Source organism: Mesosutterella porci (genome assembly GCF_022134585.1).
Taxonomy (GTDB): Bacteria; Pseudomonadota; Gammaproteobacteria; order Burkholderiales; family Burkholderiaceae_F; genus Mesosutterella; species Mesosutterella porci.
Genome location: NZ_JAKNCT010000009.1, coordinates 114003 through 138577 on the forward strand (window position 1 = coordinate 114003; position 24575 = coordinate 138577).

The 24575-nt window shown below is 62.9% G+C and carries 19 protein-coding genes; 13 read left to right on the forward strand and 6 right to left on the reverse strand.

Annotated elements, in window-relative coordinates:
- Positions 1–180: 180 nt before the first annotated feature.
- Positions 181–1749, forward strand: coding sequence for an alanine/glycine:cation symporter family protein (locus MAF45_RS08395; RefSeq protein ID WP_237979190.1), 1569 nt, complete (start codon positions 181–183; stop codon positions 1747–1749).
- A gap of 99 nt (positions 1750–1848) precedes the next feature.
- Here MAF45_RS08395 and MAF45_RS08400 read toward each other — a convergent pair whose 3' ends face one another.
- Positions 1849–2625 carry a radical SAM protein gene (locus MAF45_RS08400; RefSeq protein ID WP_237979191.1) on the reverse strand — a complete coding sequence of 259 codons (777 nt, stop codon included), beginning with the start codon at positions 2623–2625 and terminating at the stop codon, positions 1849–1851.
- Between the two features lie 151 nt (positions 2626–2776).
- On the opposite strand from MAF45_RS08400, the gene MAF45_RS08405 reads away from it, so the two are divergent.
- A complete protein-coding gene (locus MAF45_RS08405) occupies positions 2777–6382 on the forward strand; it encodes an SNF2-related protein (protein WP_237979192.1) in 3606 nt (1201 codons plus the stop codon).
- Between the two features lie 63 nt (positions 6383–6445).
- Entirely contained in the window at positions 6446–6871 is a 426-nt protein-coding gene (locus tag MAF45_RS08410) for a hypothetical protein (RefSeq protein WP_237979193.1), read from the forward strand.
- 143 nt (positions 6872–7014) lie between these two features.
- Here MAF45_RS08410 and MAF45_RS08415 read toward each other — a convergent pair whose 3' ends face one another.
- The 4 genes from MAF45_RS08415 to MAF45_RS08430 form a co-directional block, all read right to left on the reverse strand.
- The gene (locus MAF45_RS08415) at positions 7015–7332 is read right to left on the reverse strand and encodes an HU family DNA-binding protein (RefSeq protein WP_237979194.1); all 318 of its coding nucleotides are present in this window, start codon (positions 7330–7332) and stop codon (positions 7015–7017) included.
- A 324-nt stretch (positions 7333–7656) separates the two neighbouring features.
- Positions 7657–8766, reverse strand: a complete 1110-nt coding sequence (locus tag MAF45_RS08420; RefSeq protein WP_237979195.1) for a tetratricopeptide repeat protein — start codon at positions 8764–8766, stop codon at positions 7657–7659.
- A gap of 5 nt (positions 8767–8771) precedes the next feature.
- Complete coding sequence (locus tag MAF45_RS08425; RefSeq protein WP_237979196.1) at positions 8772–9242, reverse strand: hypothetical protein; 471 nt, start codon at positions 9240–9242, stop codon at positions 8772–8774.
- A gap of 53 nt (positions 9243–9295) precedes the next feature.
- Positions 9296–9733, reverse strand: a complete 438-nt coding sequence (locus MAF45_RS08430; protein WP_237979197.1) for a hypothetical protein — start codon at positions 9731–9733, stop codon at positions 9296–9298.
- A 317-nt stretch (positions 9734–10050) separates the two neighbouring features.
- Between MAF45_RS08430 and MAF45_RS08435 the strand changes: the two genes are divergently transcribed.
- The 8 genes from MAF45_RS08435 to fsa all read left to right on the forward strand — a co-directional run bounded on the left by MAF45_RS08435 (position 10051) and on the right by fsa (position 21721).
- Positions 10051–10878 (forward strand): class I SAM-dependent methyltransferase, encoded by an 828-nt coding sequence (locus MAF45_RS08435; protein WP_237979198.1) that lies wholly within the window; start codon positions 10051–10053, stop codon positions 10876–10878.
- Between the two features lie 165 nt (positions 10879–11043).
- A complete protein-coding gene (locus tag MAF45_RS08440; RefSeq protein WP_237979199.1) occupies positions 11044–12927 on the forward strand; it encodes an AIPR family protein in 1884 nt (627 codons plus the stop codon).
- A gap of 12 nt (positions 12928–12939) precedes the next feature.
- Positions 12940–13479 (forward strand): hypothetical protein, encoded by a 540-nt coding sequence (locus MAF45_RS08445; RefSeq protein ID WP_237979200.1) that lies wholly within the window; start codon positions 12940–12942, stop codon positions 13477–13479.
- Positions 13480–13500: 21 nt separating this feature from the next.
- The gene (locus MAF45_RS08450; protein ID WP_237979201.1) at positions 13501–14586 is read left to right on the forward strand and encodes a hypothetical protein; all 1086 of its coding nucleotides are present in this window, start codon (positions 13501–13503) and stop codon (positions 14584–14586) included.
- A 5-nt stretch (positions 14587–14591) separates the two neighbouring features.
- Positions 14592–19214 (forward strand): PDDEXK-like endonuclease domain-containing protein, encoded by a 4623-nt coding sequence (locus MAF45_RS08455; protein WP_237979202.1) that lies wholly within the window; start codon positions 14592–14594, stop codon positions 19212–19214.
- A gap of 32 nt (positions 19215–19246) precedes the next feature.
- Positions 19247–20176 (forward strand): ketopantoate reductase family protein, encoded by a 930-nt coding sequence (locus tag MAF45_RS08460; RefSeq protein ID WP_237979203.1) that lies wholly within the window; start codon positions 19247–19249, stop codon positions 20174–20176.
- 182 nt (positions 20177–20358) lie between these two features.
- Positions 20359–21015, forward strand: coding sequence for a Rossmann-fold NAD(P)-binding domain-containing protein (locus MAF45_RS08465; protein ID WP_237979204.1), 657 nt, complete (start codon positions 20359–20361; stop codon positions 21013–21015).
- A gap of 73 nt (positions 21016–21088) precedes the next feature.
- Positions 21089–21721, forward strand: coding sequence for a fructose-6-phosphate aldolase (fsa, locus tag MAF45_RS08470; protein WP_237979205.1), 633 nt, complete (start codon positions 21089–21091; stop codon positions 21719–21721).
- 154 nt (positions 21722–21875) lie between these two features.
- Here fsa and MAF45_RS08475 read toward each other — a convergent pair whose 3' ends face one another.
- A complete protein-coding gene (locus tag MAF45_RS08475) occupies positions 21876–22631 on the reverse strand; it encodes a mechanosensitive ion channel family protein (protein WP_237979206.1) in 756 nt (251 codons plus the stop codon).
- Between the two features lie 249 nt (positions 22632–22880).
- On the opposite strand from MAF45_RS08475, the gene MAF45_RS08480 reads away from it, so the two are divergent.
- Complete coding sequence (locus tag MAF45_RS08480) at positions 22881–23192, forward strand: UxaA family hydrolase (RefSeq protein WP_237979207.1); 312 nt, start codon at positions 22881–22883, stop codon at positions 23190–23192.
- Positions 23193–23194: 2 nt separating this feature from the next.
- Entirely contained in the window at positions 23195–24355 is a 1161-nt protein-coding gene (locus tag MAF45_RS08485; RefSeq protein WP_237979208.1) for a UxaA family hydrolase, read from the forward strand.
- The last annotated feature ends 220 nt before the right edge of the window (positions 24356–24575 follow it).

The following is a 24575-nucleotide window of genomic DNA, read 5'->3' on the forward strand; positions in this document are numbered from 1 at the left end:
ATTTTTGGGCGGAAGGCGGATTTTCGAGCGGTTTCCGCCTTCCGCGCAGGCAACAGCGCGAAGCGCTGCGGGTAAGCTTAAAACAAAAAACGTCTTGAGATTAAAACAATTAAGCGGCCTCAGGGCCTGCGGCCCCGTGGCTTGTGGAGCCGGGCCGCGCAATTCAAGGGAGTCTTGCCGATGGACAGCTTCATACAGACCTTAAGCAATCTGGTGTGGTCGCCGGCCCTTGTGGCGCTGTGCCTCGGGGGCGGGCTCTGGTTTTCGATCCGGGGCCGCTTTCTGCAGGTGCGGCTCATAGGCGAGATGCTGCGGCTCCTGTTTCAGCACAAGGAGGGCAGCACCGGCATCTCCAGCTTCCAGGCTCTCACGATGACCCTGGCCGGCCGAGTGGGAACGGGCAACATCGCGGGCGTGGCCACCGCCATCTGCTTTGGCGGGCCGGGGGCCCTTTTCTGGATGTGGGCGGTGGCTTTTCTCGGAGCTTCCTCGGCCTTCGTCGAGTCAACGCTCGGGCAGGTCTACAAGGTGAACATCAGCGGGGAATTCCGCGGCGGCCCGGCCTTTTATATTGAGAAAGGGCTTCACAGCCGGGCTTTCGGCACGGTGTTTGCGATCGTCACGATTCTCGCGGCGGGCTTTCTCTGCCCGGGTGTGCAGAGCAACTCGATCACCAACGCCTTCAACAACGCCTTCGGACTGAACGTCTATGTCTCCACCGTGGTCGTGATCTCGCTGCTTTGCTTCATCATTTTCGGCGGCCTCACGCGCATCGCGAATTTCTCGGTCATCGTGGTGCCCTTCATGGCGCAGATCTACATCGTGGCGGCCCTGATCATCGTGGGCGTGAACATTGAGAAGCTGCCGGGTGTGCTCGAGCTCATCTTCTCCTCGGCCTTCGGCGCAGATGCGATGTTCGGCGCCATGCTGGGCAGCGCCGTGAGCTGGGGCGTCAAGCGCGGCATCTACTCCAACGAGGCCGGCCAGGGCACGGGTCCGCACGCCTCTTCGGCCGCCGCCGTCTCGCACCCTGCCAAGCAGGGGCTCGTCCAGGCCTTCTCCGTCTACATCGACACGCTCTTCGTGTGCTCGGCCACCGGCTTCATGGTGCTGCTCACCGGCTGCTACAACGTGATCGCGCCCGACGGGCGCCCGATCCTCACGCAGCTCGCGGGCGTCGAGGCCGGCCCGGGCTACACCCAGGCCGCGGTGGAGTCTCTCATGCCCGGCTGGGGCTCGCCCTTTGTTGCGATCGCGCTCTTTTTCTTCGCCTTCACGACGATCCTCGCCTATTACTACCAGGCCGAGACGAACGTCGTTTACCTCACCCGCGGGACGCGGCGCGCCTGGCCGATCTTCCTGCTCCGCGTAGTGTTTCTGATCGGCACGGCCTACAGCGCGATCAAGAGCGCAGGGCTGGCCTGGGCGATGGGCGACATCGGCATCGGGCTCATGGCCTGGGTGAACTTCGTGGCGATTCTGCTGCTGCAGGGTCCGGCCTTCAAGTGCCTCAGGGACTACGAGGCGCAGAGAAAGCTCGGACTCGAACCCGCCTTCGATCCTTCGAAGCTCGGCATAACGGACGCCGAGTACTGGACTCAGCACCAGCGCGAGGTGAACGAGCTGCTGGAGAAATCCGCCGGCGTCGACAACCGCGTGCTCTCCGAGGAGCAGGAAAGGCGCGACCTTGCGGAGGCGAAGAAAGGCCGCAGGACGGGGCTTTACGGCTCGCACCGCAACGACGATTAAAGCCGGCGCCTGTCCTTCCACAGGACAGAGCTCAGGGCTTCGGGGAGGTCTCTGGCCCCGAAGCCCTTTTTTCTGGGAGGCATCCCCCGGCTTTATTTTTCAGTAGGAGACCTGAGCGGCGATCCCGAGAGCCCGTACCCGGTCCGCGATCGCGTCGAGCGACTCCGCGGGCGCCTTCCTCAGGTCGTGGTCAGGCGTCTCGCGAGCAATGGTGTAAATCGTGACCAGCTTCGGCCGGATCTCTCCGATCGCCTTCAGCCAGGGGCCTACGTAGCGCTCGGTCGTATTGTCGACGCTGCGGCCTTCGAAGCTGCCCCGCAGGAACATCGACTGGATGATTGCGCGCGGCCCGAAGGCTTTCATCCGCTCGAGGATCTCCTCAATCCGATAGTGGCCGTTGGGCCGGTCGACCAGAGTGATGTAGTCGGGATCCACGGTGTCAAGCTTGAGCAGGGCGTTGTCGACCTTGAGCAGAGACTCGAAGATCTCGGGCTTCGTGATCCTCGTCGCATTGGTGAGGACCGACACCTGCGTGGCGGGGCAGTATTTGGCGCGCAGCGCCAGGGTGTCGTCCACGATGCCGGGAAAGTCGGGATGGCCGGTGGGCTCGCCGTTGCCCGAGAACGTCATGGTGTCGGGCAGCTTCCCGGCCTTGCGCATCTCCAGCAGCGTCTCCTCCAGCCGGCGGGCGATGAGTCCGCGCGACGGCATTTTGGACTTCGGGCGGAAGTCGGCGTTGAAGCCGCATTCACAGTAGATGCAGTCAAACGAGCAGATCTTTCCGTCGGGCGGGCACACGTTGATGCCAAGCGACAGGCCGAGCCTGCGGCTGTGCACGGGGCCGAAGATGGGGGAAGGATAAATGATGGTGGCCATGGGATCCTCTTTTTTGCCGGTATTTTAATCGAGGCCCTGCTGCAGCGTGCTTCATCATCGGTCCGGCAGACGGTAAAATACGCTGTTTTGGACGCCTGTCTGTCCGGACCGCCCGGATCTTCGCGCAGGCCGATATTTTCTCAGGCTCGTCATGGCGAAACTGCAGTTTGGAACAACCTGGTGGGGCAGAAAATGGCTGGAGGCCCTGCAGCAGGGCCAGTCCGAGCCCGGGCGCGAAAGCCGCGGGCGCAGCTACTTCACCCGCAGCCGCGTGCTGGGGCTCGAGATCGAAGGCGAAACTGGCAGGTTGCTCGCCCGGGTGCAGGGAACCGCCGCGCGCCCTTACCGGGTCACCCTTCGGCTGCCCCGCATCGACCCTGAGAAGGCCCGCCGTCTTGCCTCGGCTCTTGCCGCGCACCCGCAGACGCTGGCTCTGCTTCTCGAGCACCAGCTCGAGCCCGGGTTCGACGAGCTCGCCCGCAGCTTTGGAGTGAACCTCTTCCCGACCTCGGCGGAAGACTTCGCCCCCGTGTGCACGTGCCCTGATGAGCCTGGATGCTGCAAGCACGTCTGGGCCGTGTTCTATGCGCTTGTGCGCCGCATCGACACCGATCCCTTCGAGCTTTTACGGCTCGGGGGCGTCGATTTCGGCAAAACGCTGCGGGGGCTCGGCGTGGACCTTGAGGCTCAGCCCCGGACGGGGATCCTTACGATCGATTCGTTCCTTTGCTGGAAGCTGCCCGCGGCGGAAGACGGGGCCGCGGCTGGCTCAGAACCTCCGAAGGGGTTCGAGGCGGTGCCTCTTTACCGGCTCCAGCCGATGGAAAAGGCGCTGCTGTCGCTGCTGCCCGAGAAGTTCGCTCTGCTGCCCGGCGGCAGAGCCTGGCTCGCGCGCGTCTGGAACCGGCTGAAAAAGAATGCCGCCCGATGCTGGACGCAGCGCTCCCAGGAGGCGAAAAGCGACGTCTGGCGCTTTATCGACCGCGGGCCGCTCGGCTCCTACGGGCCCGTGGTTCCGCGGATCGGCATTTTCGACGACAGCCTTGATTTCATCCGCCCGCACCCGGCGGGCGCCGAGCCGAGGGCTCTCTCGGAGCGCCGCCCCGCGGGCTGGCTGCTCGGAGCGCTTCTGGAGCTCGGGCATGCCGAGGCCCAGGCCCATTCCGCAGGCCTCGCGTTTTGGGAGCAGTTGGCCACCATCGCGCTCGCCCTGATGAAAAACGGGGCGGTCTCCCCCGTGCTGGTGCGCCATCAGGGGGCCCGCCAGACCGCCTGCACGCTCGCCTGGGAGCCGGCGCTTGCCTCCTCGCTCGTGCGCGATATTGTCGCCTCCGGCGCCCGCGCCATGGACTCGAGCGGCGTGAAGCCGCTTGAGCTGCCCCCCGAAAGGACAGGAACGCCCGAGGGGCGTTTCCTCACGGTGCTCACGGTGCTGATCACCGCTTTCGCGCACTATTTTCAGGAAAATGCAGGCCGCGAGCGGATGAAGCTCGTGCCCGGCCTGTTCCTTGACCGCTACCGCTGCCTTGAGGAGGGAGCCTGCGATGCGGAAATCCAGGCCCTCGAAAGGTATCTGCGGCCGCTTGTCTTCTACCAGAGCTCCACGCGCTGGAAACCCGTGGTGACGCTGCGGCGTACAAAAGGCGAGGATCTGTCGGCCAATCTCGGCATCGTGCCGGCGGCGGCCGCCCGCGAAGTCCGGCCGGTGCTGCTCAAGGACCTGCTGTCCTCGCCCGATTATGCGGCCGACCGCTACTCCGTGCTCTCCGACTTCCAGATCCTCGCCAAGGCTTACCCGCCGCTGTTGCGGGTGATCGAGACCGGGGGGCTTGCCGTGCGGGTTTCTCAGTCCGACCTGAAGGGCTTTCTCTTCGATTCGAAGCCGGCGCTCGAGCTGCTGGGCGCGCGGGTGCTGCTTCCAAAGAGCCTGAGAAAACTCCTTCGCCCCTCGCTTGTCGCCAGGATCTCGGGCTCCTCGGGCGGATCGGCCCGCTCCTTTTTCACCAAGGAGATGCTCTCGGAGTTCTCCTGGAAGGTCGCCGTGGGCGGGCACGAGCTCACCGAGGAGCAGTTTCGGCAGCTCGCCCGGCACAGCGGTGAGATCGCGCGCCTCGGCGAAGACTACGTGTGGCTCGACCCCGAGGACATCGAGCGGATTGAAAAGAAGCTGTCCTCCCGGCGCGCCCCGGGCTACGCCGAGCGGCTGCGGGCGGTGCTCACCGGAAAGCTCGACGGCGCGCGGGTTGTGGCCTCCTCGGACATCCTTGCCGAGCTGCGGCGCATGAACCGGAGCATCGAAGTGCGGCTGCCTGGGTCGGTCCACGCGACGCTGCGCCCCTACCAGATGCGGGGCTTCTGCTGGCTCGTGAAAAACTTGAAGCTCGGCCTCGGCTCGCTCATCGCCGACGACATGGGACTGGGCAAGACCCTGCAGGTGATCGCCGCGATTGCGTGGCTCAAGGACGAGGGAGGCCTCGCCCGCGGCCGGGTGCTCGCCGCGGTGCCCGCCTCGCTGCTCGTCAACTGGGTGCGGGAGATCCGGCGCTTTGCCCCGTCGCTGAGCTGCGCCATTTACCACGGCCAGGACCGCCTCCTGCCCGCGCAGGAGCAGATGCCGGATGTGCTGCTCACCACTTACGGAACGCTCAGGCGCGACTTCGACGCGCTCTCGAAGCGCCGCTGGAGGCTGTTCGTCCTCGACGAGGCCCAGGCTGTCAAGAACACGGGAACCGAGGCCTACGGCGCGGCCTCTGCCTTTCCGGCCTCTCAGGTCATTGCCATGACCGGCACCCCGGTTGAAAACCGCCTCATGGAGTACTGGTCGATCTTCTCCATCGTGCAGCCTGGCTTTCTGGGCAGCGCCTCCGAATTCAGGACCAATTTCGTGAACCCGATCGAGGGTGAGCACGACCCGGAAGTCTCGGAGGCTTTCCGCAAGCTCGTCGCTCCGCTGATGCTGCGGCGCGTGAAAACCGATCGCAGCGTGATCGAGGACCTGCCCGAGCGCCTGGTGCAGGACGTACCGGTGAGGCTGCTGCCTGCTCAGGCGGCTCTTTACGAGCGCGCGCTTCAGGAAGCGCTGCCTGCGATTAGCGAGGCGGAGAAGGGGGGAGCGAAGGATCGCGTCCGCCGCAAGGCGCTTGTGCTCAGGCTGATCACCGAGCTCAAGCAGATCTGCAACTCTCCGTCCCAGTATCTGAAGACCCGGGAGCCGGAGCCCGACAGCGCGAAGGCGCAGGCCCTGCTCGAAATCCTGGCCGAATGCCGCTCGAACCGCCGCAAGGCGCTTGTTTTCACGCAGTACCGGGAGATGGGCGAGCGGCTTCAGGACTGGATTGAGAAGCGGTTCGGGCGCCGCCCGCAGTTTCTGAACGGCAGCGTCGCGGTCTCGCAGCGCGCGGCCATGGTCGATGATTTCCAGAACAATCCCGACTCGGACATCCTGCTCGTTTCGCTCAAGGCCGGAGGCACCGGACTCAACCTCACCTCGGCTTCGGTCGTGGTCCACTATGACCTCTGGTGGAATCCTGCGGTTGAAAACCAGGCGAGCGACCGCGCCTGGCGGATAGGCCAGCAGCGCGACGTGCTCATTCTGCGCTTCGTCACTGAGGGGACCTTCGAGGAACGGATCAACGAGATGCTCACTGAAAAGCGCCGCCTCGCGGATCTTGCGGTGGGCGAGGGCGAGCGCTGGATCGGGGATCTCTCCTCCTCGCAGATTGAGGAGCTCTTCGGGCTCGGGCGGGAGGGCGGCTGAAGGCCTCCTCGTCCACTCCGCGGACAGAGCGCGCGGAGCTGCATTTGGAAAGGAAAAGAAAAAATGAAGATTGCGGCTGCCGTGCTTATCGCTGCGGCGGGAGTTTTCGCCTCTCAGGCGGCTTTTGCTGCTTCCCAGGCTGCCTCGAGCCTGGGCGCCTGCCTTTACCGCAGCGCCACTCCCGCGCAGAAGGACGTGTTCATCCAGTGGGCGTATGTGACGATCGGAGGGTCCGCGGCGGCAAAGCGCATTCAGCCGATTCCTGAGGCTGCCACTCGGCAGGTGACGCAGCGCACGAAGTCGGCGCTTGCTGCGCTGCTGCTTCGCTCCTGCCCGGGGGAGACCGCGGCGGCCTTCGCTGCCGATCCCCGCAATGCCGCGGCCGACGCCATGGAGGAGTTCGTCTCGCTCATGATGCGCGAGAAGGTCCGCTCGAAAATGAGCGAGCTGCTTAACCGCCCGGGCCGGGGCCGCGGGCTGCTGCCCTAGCGGCGGAGTCCGCGGCCGGACCCTTTTCTCCGGCCGAAAAGAGCCGGCCCTGCGCCCTCTGCGCTGCAGAAAAACAAATCCCCGACCGCCCCCGCGGTTCGGGGATTCGCGCTCCGGCAGGCCTCAGCAGCCTGCTGGCTCAATTACTTGCGGGCCTTCGCGCGGCTGCGGCAGCCCCTTTTCTTCGGTTCGTTCACGGCTGCCTTGAAAGCGGCGCCCGGAACGAATTTCGGCACTTTCGTGGCAGGTATCTTGATCTCAGCGCCGGTGCTCGGATTGCGGCCGGTGCGGGCGGGGCGCTCCTGAAGCTTGAACGTTCCAAAGCCCACGAGCGTGAGCTTGTCGCCTGACTTCACCGTCTCCTTCACGGCCGTGAGAACGGTCTCCAGAATGCGGGCGGCCTGAGCTTTCGGCAGATTTTCAGCCGCAGCGACGCGATCCACGAGTTCCTGACGATTCATAAGAAAAGCCTCCTAAAATCCAAAAATTAGAAAGACAATTTGAAGCCCGGGCCGTGATCCTGGCGATTCGGCCGCGAAAGTCTGCCGCTTTTCCCATTGGCCCGCCGCGCGATCCGGCGGCTGAGGGCTGGTGCCAGGCGGTCCGCACCCTGTGTCCATCAGGTGTCCGTTTGATGTTAGCTGAAAAATTTTTCCTGAAAAAGAGCGGCTTACCCCCGGGCAGGCCGCTGAAAGCCTAAAAAATGAGTAAACAATGCCCTGAGTCAATGTTTATCGGGGTTTTGTAGGACTTTGCCGTGGGAAAAGCCCGCAGAGCGGGCGCCTTCAGCGGTTTTCGAAAGAGCCGGGCCGGTTTTTCCCGCGCGCCCGCGCTAGCGCCGAGGCGATGAGTTCTGCGTTGCCGTCTGAGCGGTGCAGCAGCTCCTGCGCTTCGGCTTTTTCGGCCGGACTTGCTACGGCCTCGATCTCCTCGAGCGCACCGCGCCCGAGAGCGCCCCCCGAGAGTTCTCCAGCCCGGCGTGCGAGGGCGAGAGCCCCGGAGAGGTCGCGCGGCACGCCGTCTCCGTGCCGCAGGCACGAGCCGATAAAAAGCATCGCCCCGGCGTGTCCTGCGGCCGCGGCCGCACGCGCCCACTCAAGGGCGCGCGCGGGATCGGCCTCGCAGCCGCGCCCGACAGAGTAAAGCAGCGCGAGCCGGTACTGTGCTTCAGCAAGCCCTTCTGCGGCCGCGCGGCTGATCCATTTGAAAGCCTCCGCGGCGCAGTCCTCCGGGCGGACCCTCAGGCCAAGCCCCTCGCCGTAGAGCAGTCCCAGTTCAAGCGCGGCCTGGGGGTGGCCCTGGCTCGCCGCCCGCCTGAGCCAGAGCGTCGCTTGGACGGGGTCGGGACGGCATCCCCGGCCTTGCCGGTAGCAGCGCCCGACGTGCAGCTGCGCGAGCAGGTGCCCCTGCGCTCCGGCGAGCCGAAACCAGCTGAGAGCTTCGCGCTCGTTCTTTTCGCTCCCGAATCCGTTTTCAAGCGCGATGCCAAGGTGGTACTGGGCCGCGGCGTTGCCTGAGACGGCGGCGGCCCGAAAGAGCTCGACGGCCCGCTCCGGGTCGGGCCTGACCCCCTGGCCGCGGGCGTAGAGCAGCCCAAGCAGGGCCTCGCTGGCGGCGTGTTCGCGCGCGCTCGCCTTTCGAAGCCACTTCGCGGCCTCCCGGTTCTGGATTGAAAGGGGGCGCCCCGAGACGAGCAGTCGCGCAAGCTCGTACTGCGCCTGGGGGTCGCCAGTGGCGGCAGCGCGCGAGTAGGCCTCCATGTCGGATTCCGTCGCCCTTCTCGCCCGGGGCCTGCCCTGAAGTAGGTCGAGGACGGTGCCGGCCGGTCTCCCCGCCTCATCTCCGCCCGGGGCAGAAAAGAGGCTCTGGCCGATTTCGCGTGCGCTTTTCGCCATGGCGGTCAGGACGCGGGCAGCAGCCCCGCGATCTCCCAGAAGGTCTTTGCGATGTAAAAAAGCGCCGTCCAGGCCCCGAGCCAGAGCAGCCCCAGCGTGATCGCCCGCGACATGGGCATGCGGCGGAACTTCGGGACGTCGCGGATGGTGCGGGAGATCTCCAGGGCGTGGCGCAGGCCGCAGCAGGCGGTCCAGCAGGCAAGCAGCCCGAGGTCGACGGCGAGAAGCAGCAACTCCCAGCCCGGGCGGACCGCAGCAAGCGGCTGAACGACGGCCGCGAAGGTGAGCAGCGCGAGCGATCCGCGCGACCACAGGTGCGCTGTGAGCGCTCCGTCCCTGTCCCCGATGTGCCTCAGGTCCGTTTCGTGCAGGAGCGTTCCGAAAACAGGAGTGAATATGACGGAGAGCAGAAGCGCCGCCCACGGATTCCAGATGTCGTTTTCGTGGAATTCGGGCGATGGCGAGGCGCGGCTCATGTCAAAGTCTCCGTAGTGAAGAGTTGCGCGGGCATTCTAGCTGATTGCTGGGGCTACCTCACCGTGAGCCTGAAGGAGGCGTCCAGTTTTTCAAGCGCAGCCTCGATCGCTTCCATGCTCGCAAGATCGCGGTCCAGGTCGACCAGGCGCTGCGCCTGCGTCTGTGAAACGCCCAGCATCTTGGCGAGCTCCGAGAGCCTCCAGCGGTTCTCGAGCATGTAGTTCCAAAGCAGAATCTTCGCCTGAATGCGCACCGGCAGCGTGAGCCTGTCGTCGCAGCGGCCCTTGGTCGGAGTCGGAATCCGCCTGTGCTTTTTTCGATAGAAGTTGTGCATTGCGACCGGCAGCGCGGCCTTCGCAAAAGCCTTGGCGTCCTGCCGGGAGGGCTGCACGATGAAAAACTCGGGGATGTCTGGGCAGGAGACTTCGACGCTGCCGTTGGGCAGGTCGTGATAGTTGATCCGATAGGGCATGTCGTTGCGGCGCAGCAAGGCTGCTTCTTTAGACTGGAGAAGAGGCTCTTCCAAGGTGTTTTATTAAGCATACCGTGCTTAATTTTTCTCTGCAATCCTGAGATGGCCTGAGCGGCTTCCGGCATCAGGGGGAACTTTGGGCCGGAACGGCCCGGGGCCTCCTCAGGGCCCGGCGCCCAGACGGCCTGGCCTCCGGCGCGAGCCTTCGGACTGCCGGATTTATACTGTAGGCGGCCGCTCCGCCAGCCGGACTCTTCCCCTTTTGGCGGCGCGATCCATGCCGCTGAACTGCGGCGGATGCTTTTATTATTCATACGTTGTATAAAAAACGGCCCATGACAGACGATTACGCCCCGCGCCCCGAAGACATCAAGGACGCCTACCGCCGCTTTGAGATTCTCAGCGACGGAGTCTCTCCCGAATCCGAGGCTTCCGACCAGCGGGTGAGCCGCTACTGGGACGGCCGCGCGGCCGGCTTCGGCGAGGTGCGCTGCAAGGAGCTTCAAAGCGCGCGGCGCGACCTCTGGCTCTCCGAGATCCAGCCGCTGCTGCCTTCCTCGCAGGGTCCGCTCAGGATTCTCGACATCGGCACCGGCACGGGCTTCTTTGCCATTCTCATGGCTCAGCTCGGGCACGAGGCGGTTGGCGTTGACCTGTCGCGGCAGATGATCGCACAGGCCCGGAAAATCGCCCGCAGCTGCGGAGTGAAGCCTGAGTTCAGGATCATGAATGCGCTGAAGCTTGATTTTCCGGACGAGTCCTTCGACGTCGTGCTGACGCGCAACCTCACCTGGACGCTGCCCGATGTCCGGGCGGCCTACAGGGAGTGGATCCGCGTACTGCGCCACGGCGGGGTCTTCGTTAATTTCGATGCGGACTACGGCTACGTCTCCTTTACTGACCTCACCCGCCGTTTAAGGCAGGAGGGCGGGAAAAACGCCCACGAGGGGATCGGCGAGGAAGTGCTCGACGAGTGCGACACGATCAAGCGCGATCTTTCGATCAGCTGGGTGCCGCGCCCCGTGTGGGATGAATCGGTGCTTCGCGAGCTGGGCTGCGTCTGCGTGGAGTCCGACACCGGACTTTCCTCAAGGATTTACCGCGAGCAGGATGATTCCTGGAATCCGGTCGCGATGTTCCGTCTTTCCTGCCGCAGGCCCTGAAGGGCGCCGGATCCGTGGCCGGGAGGCCCTGCCGCCCCGGGCGCAGCCTTTCCCCGGCAGGGGCTCCGGCGTCTTCATTGCCGCCGCTTCCTTCCTGCTAGCATTAGCGCAGGCCGGTTTAATATTGGCAGGACAGAGAAATTTCTATTGGGGGAGTCCGGGGCTATGTCAGAGGAAGCGCTCCTGCAGCAGTACTTCAGTGATCTTCAGACCGAAGTAAGGAATATCGCCGCCCAGATGGGACTCAATCCCACTTTTGCACAGGTCGAGAGCGCCTTCACTGAACAGGCGGCGGGTCTGATGACTGAGATGGGCCTGATCGCCTCCCGGCCGGAAGTGAGCACGGTCGAAGGCCTGTTCGGAAATTCGAAGCTTCGCATCACCGCCTGCGCACTCTCCGATGACCGCGACAGGCTCGACCTTTTCGTCTCTCTCTATGAGTCTACAGACAGGATTTTCGAGCTGAGCCTTGAAGAAGCGAAGAAGGCGGCCTGGCAGGCCCTGCAGTTCCTGAAGCACTGCGCCGACGGATCGCTCTCGAAAAAAATGCCGGAAAGCGGCGTGGCGGCCTCACTTGTGTCACTGATTGAGTTCAACTGGAAGAGCCTGGATCAGGTGAAGCTCTGGGTGCTCACCAATGGGCTCGCCGGCAGCACCCGCTTCAAGCCCCAGGAGATCGAGGGCAGGCTGGTCGGGCTTGAAATCATCGATCTGCGGCGGCTTTCGCGAATGGCGTTCGAGGGAGAAAAAGGCGAGAGCGTCAACATTGACTTCTCGCAGCGCTGCGGGGAGCCGCTGCCCTGCGTCTTTTACTCCGACGAGACGCTGCCTTACGACACTGCGCTCTGCCTTTTTCCGGGCGAAATCCTGCGCTCGCTCTACGAGAACTACGACGCGAGGCTTCTCGAAGCCAATGTCCGCTCCTATCTGTCGCTCCAGTCCAAGGTGAACCGCGGGATGTACGCCACGCTGCGCGATCATCCCGAGAACTTCCTTGCCTTCAACAATGGCATCGTCGTGGTGGCCGAGAAGGTGCAGATCGCAAGAACATCGAGCGGCACGACCGGCATCAAGGTGCTCGCAGGCATGAAGATCGTGAACGGGGGACAGACGACGGCAACGCTCTTTTTCGCCCGCCGACGCGACCGCGGCATCGACCTCTCTAAGATCCGCATCCCCGCCAAAATCCTCATCCCCAAGTCCGCCGACGCGCTGGCGGGCGAATCATTCGTGACCGATGTCTCGCGTTTCGCGAACACGCAGAACAACGTCCGCGCCTCGGACCTTTCGTCTTCCTCGCCTTTCCACGTCGGGCTTGAGCACATCGCGCGCACGACCTGGTGCCCGGACGGGGCGACCCAGTGGTTCTACGAGAGGGCCACGGGGTCCTACCGCACGATGCTCGCCAAAGAGAGCTCGCCTGCGGCCCGGCGCCGCATGAAGGCGGCTGTGCCGCCGTCGAACCGGATTACGAAGCTCGATCTGGCAAAGTACATGAACGCCTGGCTCGGACACCCGGACCTGGTCTGTCAGTCGCCGCAGAAGAATTTCGCGCTCTTCATGAAAGGGCTGGAAGAGCAGACCGACATTGAGAACCTGCAGATCACCGCCGGCACCTGGAAGGACATTGTGTCGGTCGCGATTTTTTATCGGAGCAGCTACAGGCTGGCCAAGAGCGCCTATCCGGGCGAAGCCGCCGTGATTGCCGCATACTCGGTCGCGGTCGCGGCAGAAAAGCTCGGCCGCAGACTCAGGCTTCGCTCCATCTGGGAGGCCCAGGGGCTTTCCGAACAGCTCAAGGCCCAGATTGCGGGCTGGCAGAAGGAGATCAACGGTATCCTCAGGCTCTCGGCGCTTGGCAAGCCGCTGTCCGAATGGGCGCGGGATCCGGACTGCTGGCGCTTTGTGAAGGAGTCCGTGGAGAGACAGCCCGCCGAGGGGATTCCGGAGATGTCGCCGGCGGCGGCGCAGGAGCCCGCGGCCGGTCCCGCTCCAAAGCCTGAAGCGGAACCGGTTCCCAATGCGGCCCCGGCGCAGCCCGAAGGCTGAGGGCGCCCGCAGATGAAGTGGCTGGAACGTCTGAAAAGGCTTTTTGGAGGCGCGGCGGCCCGCAGCCGGGCCAGTTCTCCTCGAGGCAGCCAGGCCCTGCCCCGGGTGGAGCCCCGGAGCGCGCCTGCGGCAGCGGGTCCGCGCGAGCTCGAGCCTTCGGCCATGCGCAGTCCGTCCGACAGCCTTTTGAACTTCGACCGCACGCCGCCCGGCGTGCGACGCCGCCCCCGCGTGTTTGAGACCGACCCGATGCCCTGGGCGGGCGAGCAGCCCTCGCGGATCGAATCCGAGCCGGTGTCCGGCCAGCCCTGGGAGGTCGACTCCTCCAACAATGTGGTGATCTGCTCGGACGACGCCCTGCGCAGGCAGGAGCGGTCTGTGCAGGATAAGTTCAGCGCTTTCCGCGGGGAAATGACGTTTTTCGAGCCGCTCACGGACGAGGAAATGTCCTGGGAAACGGACGATGACGCTGAAGATGCGGAGCCGCGGAAGAAAAAAAAGCCAAGCCAGCTCTCTTTTGACTTTGGCGAACAGAACCGCCCCGGCTCCTGAGCCTCGGAGACCATCAGCAACATGGCCGCAGACAAGGAGTTCTGGCGTTTCTCCGGCGATTTCAGCGCCGAGGCTCTCCGCACGCTTGCTCTGGCCGCCCGCGGGGCGGGCTTCCTCGTTCTTGCCTGCGGCGGGGACGAAACGCTGCGGCTTTTGCTTGAAGCGTCGCTTTGCGACCCGGAGCGCTTTCCGGGCTTCGCGGGCTGGGCCTCGGGTCTGTGGTCGGCGGAAAAAGGGGCGGCGTTTCCCCGCGTTGTCGCAGCCCGGCGCGATGCGCATTTTCTTCGCAGCCTCGCCGGCTGGGTGCGCTCTCAGAAAAAGCTTCCCAAGTCGCTTTATATCGATATCAGGCCTTCCGGTGCTTCAGCCCGCGATGATGAGGCCTCCGAGGAGCTCTCTCGGCTTTTGGGCCCCGGCCTCAGGTATGAGCAGCCCGGGCCCGGCAGGTTCGAGCGTGCGGCAGGACTTTTCTGGGAGCACCTGAAAGACGAGGAGGGCGCGGGAGAGTTGTTCCAAACCCGGCTGGAGCTTTTCCCCGGCCAGAGGCGGAGCTCGAGCCGCGAGGGCGGCCAGCGCCGCTGGATCACGCGCCTTGAGGCCGCGGAGCTGCTGATGGCCGCTTCGGGCTTCCCCTGGAGCGCGGCGCTCGGCGAACACCGGAACGAGCGGCTTTTTTACGCGGCATCGGGCTGCGGACTGCTGCTGCCTGGGCTGGGGCGCGCCGATCTTGAGGCTGCATGGGTTTTCACTGCCGCTGTGAAAAGCTCGCTGCGGACGAGTGCGCCGAGGCTGTGCGCGCCGGCCGCCCTGTACCTTCTGGCCGAGCTCTACCGGCAGAGCGACCGGCGGGAGCTCGCTGCGGCGATACGGTCAGAGGGCGCGGTGCCGGCAGCGCTGGCAGGCAGGGCCAGGCTCTGGCTTGGGGCTCTTGCGCAACGCGGGCTGCTCAGCCGGCCGCGGGACTTCTGCCGCCCGGCTTTCTGGCTTGCCACCCGAGCCCGGATGGACGCCGGGGACTTTGTGCCGGCAGGGGCTGATGTTATTCTTGCTTCTAGGCAGGCAGAGCGGTGTAAAGAAAAGGCTCCGGGCCGCAACGGCGGATATTGACAGGGATGAAGAGCATGCGGGAAACGGCTCAGAAATTAAGAGAAGAACAGGCCTCTCAGACCAAGGCGCTTTTTGGCTTCGCCCGGGAGCTCGGGCGGGTGAGGCGGGAAAACATCACCCGGCTCGATCGTCATCCCTGGCACATCAAGATGTCGGAGATCGACGCGTCGCTGCCCGGGGTGAAGAAGTGGACTCCGGAGAGCCGGACGCCCAATGTTCTTCTGCGCGTGGAGCAGCAGGATTTGCCTGCCTGCCCCGAACTGCCCGAAGAGCTTCACCCCTTTGTCGCCGAGGGCTGGGACCGTCCTGAATGGGAGGCTCCTGCGGATGTTCCAGGGGGTGATCCAAAACTGAGCCGGGCCTGGAGCGCCTGGCTTGAACGGCGCAGGAGCTGGCTTTTGAACTGGGACCGCTGCTCGCGCTCACTCGAGCTTTTCCAAAACCTTTACGCGCAGTGCCGCTTCATTGAAGACGGCAACCTGCGCTTCGTGGCGAAAGCGGGCTCCATCAGCTTTGCTTCCGACGAGGCCCACGGGGCGGCATGCCATCCGGTGCTCAGCCGGCCGGTGGTGTTCCGGCTCAGCGTGGAGCAGGGGCGCGCGGTGATCACGGTCCAGATCAATGAGTCTGAGCCGGTGCGGTTCGAGTCTGAACTGCTCTCGGATTTCCAGGATGACGGCTTCCGGCTGGAGCTCTGCCAGGGCGTGAGAGGATGCGTCGACAGCGCCTCTCCCCACCCGTTTGCGCCCGGGCCTGTGCGGGCTTCTTTCCAGAATCTGGCAGCAACCATATCGCCCGAGTGCCGCTGGGCGGACGCTCCGCAGGATATCCGCTTCAACGAATGGTGCCATTTTGCGTTCTATGAGGAACCGGTGCTCTGGATTGAAGAGCGCGCATCAGGCATGGCCGAGGCTTCGGAACGGATTATCCGTCGCATCAACGAGGGTGCGGAGATTCCGCGTCATCTGATCGACCTGATCTGCGGGGCCACGGAAAAAGAGGAGCAGGGCGGAGCGCCCGGGCAGAAGCGCGAATCGCTCGAGCAGCGCCTTGCCAGCGCCGGCGGCGAAGACGAGGACATCCTGCTCACCATGCCTGCCAACCGCGAGCAGCTGCAGGTTGCCCGTGAAATCCGCAACCGCGACGCAGTCCTCGTCATGGGGCCGCCGGGAACGGGCAAGACGCATACCATCGCGAACCTCATTTCTGATTTTCTCGCACAAGGCCAGACGGTGCTCATTTCTTCGCAGAAGGAGAAGGCCCTGCGCGTCCTGAAGTCCATGATGCCGGCGCCGCTGCAGGATCTGTGTGTGTCGATTTCGAGCGACCAGGACGACGTTTTGTCCACTGTGCAGAGGCTCACGGATCGGCTCGCCCTCGTGCGCATCGAAGAGCTTGGGCGCAGGATCGAAGCAGAGGAAGCTTCGCGCCGCGCGACTTTCGAGGAGCTCGGGAAGACGCGGAAAGTGCTTTACGAAGAACTCTGCCGCGAATTCCGCACTGTGAGGCTCTGCGGCAGGGACTGGACGCCGAGCAACCTCGGGCGGTGGCTGAAGGAGCACTCCGATCTGGCCGAGGCGATCCCCGACCAGGAGCTGCCGGAAGGGCCTTTCCCACTCTCCAGCGAGGACGCCAAGGAGTTGGGCTCGCTCATGAAGCTCGCCCCCGGCAGCGGTTCTCCGGAGCTTTTGTCCGGTCTGCCAGCGCTTTCCAGTCTTCCTGATCCTGTTGAGCTCGCCCATCTTCAGGCAGAGCTTCAGGACCTGAAGGTCTTCATTGCAAAAAGCGGCATCGCCATCGAATCGCTCGACGGGGAGGATGGTGCTCTGAGATACAGCCTGGGAGAGCTTTCCGTCGTTGCGCGCCATCCGCAGGGGGAGCCTATGGCTTCGCTCTCCGAGTGGCTGAACCGCGACCGGACGATAGGCGAGCCCGAAGGCTGGGTCATGGCTGCAAGAGCGGCCGGCGCCGCGGGCGGAGCGCTCGAGGGACGGTGGAAGAAGCTCGGCGAGGCCATCACGTCGGCGGCTGCTCTGGCCGAAAAGGAGATGGCCCAGATGGACGACCTGCCCGTCGACATACGGGAGGGGACGGATCGGGCCGCGCTCAGGGAAGCGCTTTCCTATTTCCGCGACAATCACATCAACGGAGAACCCGGCTTTCTCACCAAGCTCACGCAAAAGGCCAGGCTCGCGGCGCTCGCATGCTCTTCAGTGGGCGGGCACATGCCTTCAAGCGAGCATGAGTACGAGGCTGTGCTGCTCAGGCTGAACCTCGAGGAGGCTCGCGAGTCGCTGCGCAAGCTCTGGGACGATCTCATTACAGGCGCGGGCGGCCCTGCTTTTGATGTTCTCGGAGCGGATCATCCCGAGGAGCAGGCAAAGCTGCGCTTTGCGCCGAGGCTTGAGAAGGCCCTTGGATGGTGGTCCGAGTGGGCTTTGCCTCTGCTTGAGAGGCTGCGCGGACTTGGGGTGAACCCGGACGCGCTGACCGGGGGAACCGGGGCGGGCCCGATAGAAAGCTGCGAGGTCTTGACCCGCAATGTGGAGAGCTTTATCCGTCCGGCCGCAGAAGCCGACCACGCCCGGGCCCGCATGGTTCTTTTGGAAAAGCGGCTCGCCCAGGCAAGGCAGGCGCTACTGCAGTGCGCCCGCGTACCGCCCCAGTCCGACGCTCTTTGCGATGAGCTTCTCGCCGGACTTGAAGAAAGCGGGGAGCGCTATGAGAAGGCCTGGAAGCAACTCTCGGAACTCAACCGGCTGCAGCCCCGGCTCGAGCGCCGCAAGGAGCTTCTTTCCCGTCTGAAGAGCTCAGCTCCGCAGTGGACCCAGGAGATGTTTTCCGCCGGAGGCGGCGGTGTGCCGGAAAACGCCGCGGAGGCCTGGGACTGGCGGCAGCTCGACGCCTGGTTCAAGAAGTACCTTGAAACGGACTGCGGGGATCTGCAGAAAAAGGCGGAATCCCTTTCGAGCCGGCTTCGCTCAGAGACGGTGCAGCTCGCCGCTGACAAGGCTTGGCTCGCCCTTGCGCGGCGCATGCAGGGCAACCGCTCCCTCATGCAGAAACTCCAGGGCTGGGCGCAGATCGCTGCCCGGATCGGGCGGGGAACCAGCCGCAGCGCCGAGGTGCTGCGCGCTCAGGCCCGTGAGCTCATAGCCGAGTGCTCGCAGGCGATTCCCTGCTGGATTATGCCTGCGGAGAAAGCGCTGAGCACCTTCGACGGATCGTGGAAATTCGACGTCGTGATCATCGACGAGGCCTCGCAGTCCGACATTGCCTCCATGCCGATTCTCTTTCTTGCCAAAAAGGCGATCATCGCAGGAGACGACCGGCAGGTCTCTCCGGCCGCCGTAGGCGTCGGAGACTCGGCGGTCCTCGCCTTGTCGCGTCAGTACATCCAGGGCCGGATTGCAAACTGGCCGATCTATCAGGCTCAATCCTCGCTCTATGACCTCGCGAAAACGGCTTATTCGCCCCTGATGTTGCGGGAGCATTTCCGGTGCGTCCCGCCCATCATCGGCTATTCGAACGAACTCTCTTATGACGGATGCATCCTGCCGCTGCGGGATGCGGCCTCGACCAGTCTCCTGCCGGCCATCGTTTCCTGCCGCGTGCAGGGCGTGCGCGAGAGCAATGACACCAATCGGGCTGAAGCCGAGGCGATTGTCGGCCGCATCAAGGCCTGCCTAGCCGAGCCCCTGTACAGGGACAAAACTTTTGGCGTCATCGTCATGCGTTCGGGGCGCACCGGTGCACAGATCCAGCTGATCAACGATCTGCTCTACAAAGCACTCGGCCCAGAGACGATCGAAAGGCACAAGATTCTCTGCGGCCTCTCCCCGGACTTTCAGGGCGATGAGCGCGACGTGATCTTTCTGTCGCTGGTGGATTCGCCCGATGGCTCCAAGCCTCTGCGCAAGGAGACTGCGGGCAGCGATGACGGAATGAAGAAGCGCTGGAACGTGGCTGTCTCCCGCGCCCGTGATCAAATCTGGGCCGTTTACTCGTTTGACCCCGAGACGCAGCTCCAGGACGGCGACATTCGAAAGACATTTTTTGATTATCTGAAAAAGCCGGAGCTGGGGGCTGACGCTTCCGCGTCAGCCGAGATGCCGGAATTCGCCGCGGAAGTGGCCTCGGCGCTCGAGAGCCGCCACTACAGTGTCCTGCGCGGCTACCGCGTCGGGGCCTTCCAGCTGCCGCTTGTGGTCGAAGGCTCGGGCCGGAAAGCGGTCCTCGAGTGCGACGGCGACCTCGCCCATCCTGATGAAGAGCGTGTCATGGAGGAGCTGGAGCGTCAGGCGATTCTCGAGCGAGTGGGCTGGAAATTCGTGAGGGTGCGGGGAGGAGAATGGTACAGGGACCCCGAGTCTGCGCTCTGGTGGCTTGTTTCCGATCTGGAAGAGCTCGGGGTAAAGGCCTCGGGCAACGCTGAGAAGGCTCAGAAGCGAAACCCAGCGCTCATGGAGCACATCGAGGCCTCGGCGGGCAGCTACGCTAAGGTTCTCCGCAGGGACGTGTCGCTTGTTGCAGCCAGCCGCGCCAAGCGCGAGCGGATTATTGCTGAGCTTCGGAAGCTGGGCGCTGAGGTCGACTTAGAGGTGAAAAAAGGCTCTGCCCGGAGCTGAAGAAGCTTCGGTTTTGGGAGACGACAGAAAAAATGAAGCGCATTCAATCCGCCGCCATCATAGGAATGGGGGCGCTGGGAATTCTCTACGGACATCTCCTGTCGGCAGGCGGCGCCTGCTCGCTGCAGTTTGTCATGGACGCCGGGCGGAAGGCCCGCTATGAAAAAAACGGAGTTTTCTGCAACGGCAAGCGATGTGATTTCGACATGAGGCTACCTGAGGAGGCCGTTTGCCCGGATCTCTTGATTTTCGCCACGAAATATGCGGGGTTGCCCGGGGCTCTGGAGCTGGCCCGGCAGATCGCGGGGCCGGACACCATCGTGATCTCGCTGATGAACGGAATCACCAGCGAGGAGATGATCGAAGAGAAGCTGGGCACAGGGACGGTTCTTTATGCCGTGGCCCAGGGAATGGATGCGACCCGCGAAGGCTCGTCCTTGAATTATGCGCACGCAGGGACCGTCTTCGTGGGGTGCCCCTCGGACGAATCACTGAAGCTGCCCGCGCTTGAGGCGCTCTGCGAGTTCTTTCTCCGTTCGGGCGTCCCCTTCGTTCGGGATGAGGACATCCTGCACCGGCTATGGGCCAAATGGATGCTCAACGTCGGGGTCAACCAGGTCTGCATGGTGAAGGCCGGGGGCTACGGCATTGTCCAGAAGCCGGGGGAGGCCCGCCGTCTCATGCAGGAGGCCATGGGCGAGGCGCTGCTTGTCGCCCGCGCAAGCGGCGTCAACGTGACGCAGGCGGATCTCCAGGAGTATGTGAGGCTGATCGACGGGCTTGCTCCGGACGGCATGCCCTCGATGCGCCAGGACGGCCTTGCCCGCAGGCCCTCTGAGGTTGAGCTTTTCTCCGGCACGGTGCTGCGGAAGGCCCATCAGCTCAATATTTCCGTGCCAGTGAACGAGTGGCTTTACAAGGAAATTAAGAAAATTGAGGCCGGCTATCGCCAGAAGGCTTGAAGCGAGGGCCAAAACAGGTTCGACGCGGGGGCTGGCAGCCAGTTCTGCTTTTGCTGTGTGCCCGGCTCTTGCCGGGACGGAAGGCGGCACGCCTGGCGATTCCTCTGGGTCGGCCCCGGCGGTCCCGTAAGCTGCCGTTTTTTCAGCCGGCGCTCGAAGGAGGCATTCGGCGGGAGGACGTGATGAACGGAAATGGAAAAACTCTGCTGGTGTTGGGAGCCACGGGGCTCGTTGGCGGTGAAGTTCTCAAGGCAGCCGCCCTCTGCGACGAGGTGAAAGCTGTTGTTGCGCCTACGCGCAGACCGCTTCAGGCAGGTTGCGCAGGCCCCAAGGTGCTTAATCCGGTGCTGGATTACGAGCGAATAGATCCCGACCTTGGCTGGTGGAAGGCTGATGCGCTCATCTGCTGCCTCGGGACCACGATCAAAAAAGCAGGATCGCGTCAAAACTTTTATCGCGTGGATCACGACTATCCGATTCTTGCGGCCCGCGCGGCCCGGAAAAACGGTGTGCGGACCTGTGTTCTGATCTCCGCCATCGGGGCGGATCCCCATTCCTCCATTTTTTACAACAGCGTAAAGGGCGAGACCGAGGAGGACATGCAAAAAGTGGGGTTCGAATCTCTTGCGTTTTTGAGGCCCTGTGTGCTTTCAGGAGGCCGCCGGGAGTTTCGCTGGGTTGAGGAGATGATGATTGCCGCCCTGACGGTCGTCGGCCCCCTTCTCCCGAAAAAGTTCCGTCTCTGCCCGGCAGAGAACGTTGCCCGGGTGGCCCTGCGGATTGCTCTGAGGCCATGGCCCGGAGTGGGGGTCGTGGGTTCGGAAGACATGTCTGTGTGAGCTCTCAGGCGCATCCTTGCTGTAAACTTCCGCAGAGTTTCTTGCTCGGAGAACGCAGGTTATGAAGATTTTTATGGATACCGCGAATGTGGATGAAATCAGAGAATTCGCGGACATGGGCATTGTTTACGGCGTGACGACCAACCCGACGCTGGTCGCGAAGTCCGGCCGTACGCAGGCCGAGGTCATACCGGACATCTGCAGACTGATCCCTGGACCGGTTTCAGCAGAAGTGATCAGCACCGACTGCGAAGGCATGGTTCGCGAGGCGCGGGAACTTGCAAAGATCGCCGATAACGTCGTCGTCAAAATTCCGTGCATCGCCGAAGGCCTGAAAGCGGTCAAGATCCTTTCCTCTGAGCACATCAGAACCAATGTGACTCTTGTTTTCAGCCTTGGGCAAGCCTTGCTTGCCGCCCGGGCCGGCGCGACTTATGTTTCGCCGTTCATCGGACGTCTGGACGACATTGGCGAGGATGGCGTTGGACTGGTGGCCGACATGGTTCAGGTCTTCAGGACTTACGGGCTTAAGACGCAGATCATCGCAGCAAGCATTCGCTCCGTGGGACATGTGAACGCCGTGATGAAGGCAGGCGCAGATATAGCGACGATTCCGACGAAGGTGCTGCGGGCGCTGCTTGTCCATCAGCTCACTGACAAGGGGTTGGCCAAGTTCCTTGAGGACTACCGCGCGAGCCTGAAGTAACGGACTCGTCCCTTCCTTTCGTCCTCACCCGCAGAAGGCGGCTTTTTTTGAGGGATAAAGAAAAGGAGACGAACCTCAGCGCCAGGCAAAGGCGTTGCGGCTGCCTCCTTTTTTAATTGGGGGCCCGCTGCGGGCGGAGCCCCAGTTGCCTTTCCTAGTCCTGAATCATGCGGACCGCAGGAGCCTTGACGCCTTTGTTGCCCAGGGCTTCCGTGATGTTTTGGTTCAGGTCGAAGTAAACGTCCCAGTAGTTGGCGCTGTTGCACCAGGCGCGGGCCGTGAAGGTCATCTGCTTGTCGTCGCCGCCGCTTAGGCGCGCAAACGGGGCAGGGTCGGAAAGAACCTTCTTGGTGCCCTGAATGGCATCGAGGATGATCGTCTGTATCTCGGCCGGCTTTTCAGATTTGGCGACTCCGAAGTCGAGGTCAACGCGGCGCAGTTTCTCCGAAGAGAAATTGGTGATCGTTGCGTTCATGATCTGAGAGTTGGGGACGACAAGACGCTTGTTGTCCACAGTGACGAGCATGGTGTAAAAAAGAGAGATGCTCCGGGTGCCCTCGGATCCCGCCACGGCCACATAATCGCCGGCATTGAAAGGACGGAAGACCATCAGCATGACGCCGCCGGCAATGTTGGACAGCGCGCCCTGAAGTGCGAGGTCGATGGCCAGGCCGCAGGATGCGAGGACGGTGATGACCGAGGCCATAGGCACGCCCAGAATCTGGATGACTGCGATCAGCAGCACGACCCAGAGCAATATCTGCACGAATGACATCAGGTATTGTCTGGCCGTTGAATCCAGGCTGCGGCTGATCCTCAGGCGGCCGATGCCATTAAGGATGGCGCTGATGATAAACTTTCCCACGATGAGGACGACAATCGCGAGAATGATTTTTTCGCTGTAGCCCACGATGAGATCGACGGCTCGCGGTGAAAAAAGTGAGGCTTAAAATTCATGGCTTATTCCTTCGCTTCACGGTTGCGGAACCAGCCGCAAGGGCCTCGGGATGCTGAAACAATAGAAACGAGGGGATTTTAACCTTCGGGGGCGAAATTTTCGTCTCCCGATCCCCGGAAGAGTCGGCGCGGCAGGGCGCCGGCGACCCGGCGGCCTCAGCGGGCTTTCCCCTTTGCCATTCGGCGATCAACAGGAGAGATCATGCCAAAGGCTTTGCATATTCATGCTTCGGACAATGTAGCCGTCTGCACTTCGGCGGTTAAGAAAGGCGATGAGGTTGAGATCCTTGAACCGGGCGGAGGGCGACGGAAGGTGCGGGCCGCATCGGACATCGCATTCTGCAACAAGATCGCCTTGGAAGATATTCCTGCGGGTTCCGGAGTGGTGAAATACGGTGAGGTCATCGGCCGCGCCACTGCTCTGATCAGACGAGGCGAACTCGCGAATGACTCGAACATCGCGAGTCAGCCAAGGAAGTATGAAGACGAATACCTTCTGAAGCAGAGGAGATGAGCATGGAATTTATGGGTTACAGGCGCTCCGATGGTCAGGTCGGAGTCCGCAACTACGTACTGATCCTTCCGGGTTGCGCTTGCGCCTCCGAGACCTGCCGGCTTGCAGCAGCCCAGGTCCAGGGGGCTAGAAACGTCGTCATCAATGTCGGCTGTTCGGACGTCAAGGCCAACACAGAAATGAACCTGCGAGTTCTGACGGGCTTTGCCCTGAACCCAAACGTCTTCGGCGTGGTTGTCGTCGGGCTGGGCTGTGAGACTGTGGGGCACAGGGAGCTTGCCGCGATGATTCGCCGGCAGACCCATAAAAAGGTAGTCTCCTTCGGCATTCAGGAAGAAGGCGGTACGGTGGCGACGACGGCTCTGGTCGTGAAGGCAGCCCGGGAAATGGCCGCTGAGGCGAGTCTCGCGCAGCGCACGCCCTGTCCCTTGTCGGATCTTTTTGTCGCGATTGAGTGCGGAGGCTCCGATGCAACAAGCGGCATCGCTGCCAATCCTGCCGTTGGCAACATGTCGGATCGGCTGGTCGATGCGGGAGCGAGCACTGTCATGTCCGAGACGGTCGAGTTCATCGGGGCAGAGCACATCCTTGCGCGCCGCGGAGCAACGCCGGAAATCCATGACCAGATCATCCGCATCTGCGAGGAGTATGAAAAGCACCTGGCCGGCGTGGGTCAGGACTGCCGGACGGGGCAGCCTACGACCGGCAACAAGGCCGGCGGCTTGTCCACCATTGAGGAAAAGTCTCTGGGCTGCATCTACAAGGGAGGAACCAGGCCGGTCGTAGAAGTTTTGCGTGAGGCTCAGAGGCCGACGAAAAAGGGTGCGCTCATAATGGATACTCCGGGCTATGACATAGCCTCCGTCACCAGCATGGTGGCGGGAGGTGCAACCCTGGTCGTCTTTACCACCGGGCGAGGAACGCCGACCGGACATGCTCTGGCTCCGGTGATTAAAGTGACAGGCAATCGCGAGACAGCGCACCGGATGGCGGACAATATGGACATAGATGTCTCGGGCATTCTCGAGGGCGATCTCACCATTGAACAGGCGGGAAGCAGGATTCTTGAAGAAGTGGTGAAGGTTGCCGGCGGAAAAACAACGAAGGCTGAGTCTTTCGGTTTTTCGGATATCGCAGTGGATCACATCTGCCGGTTCATTTGAAGACGTGCTTAACGCATTGAATATGAGTGACAAAAAATTTATTTCTCGCAGTTTTTAATGCTGGTTAAGTTTTTTGTTCAAAAAATATTTGCTTTTTTAAAATTGAACGTGTAAGATAACAATCCTGTCGCGATTGACGCGGATCTGTTCCAAATCAAAAGCGCAGTGATCTTTAAAAACTGAACAACGAACCGATAAGCGTGGGCATCTGGTTTTTGAG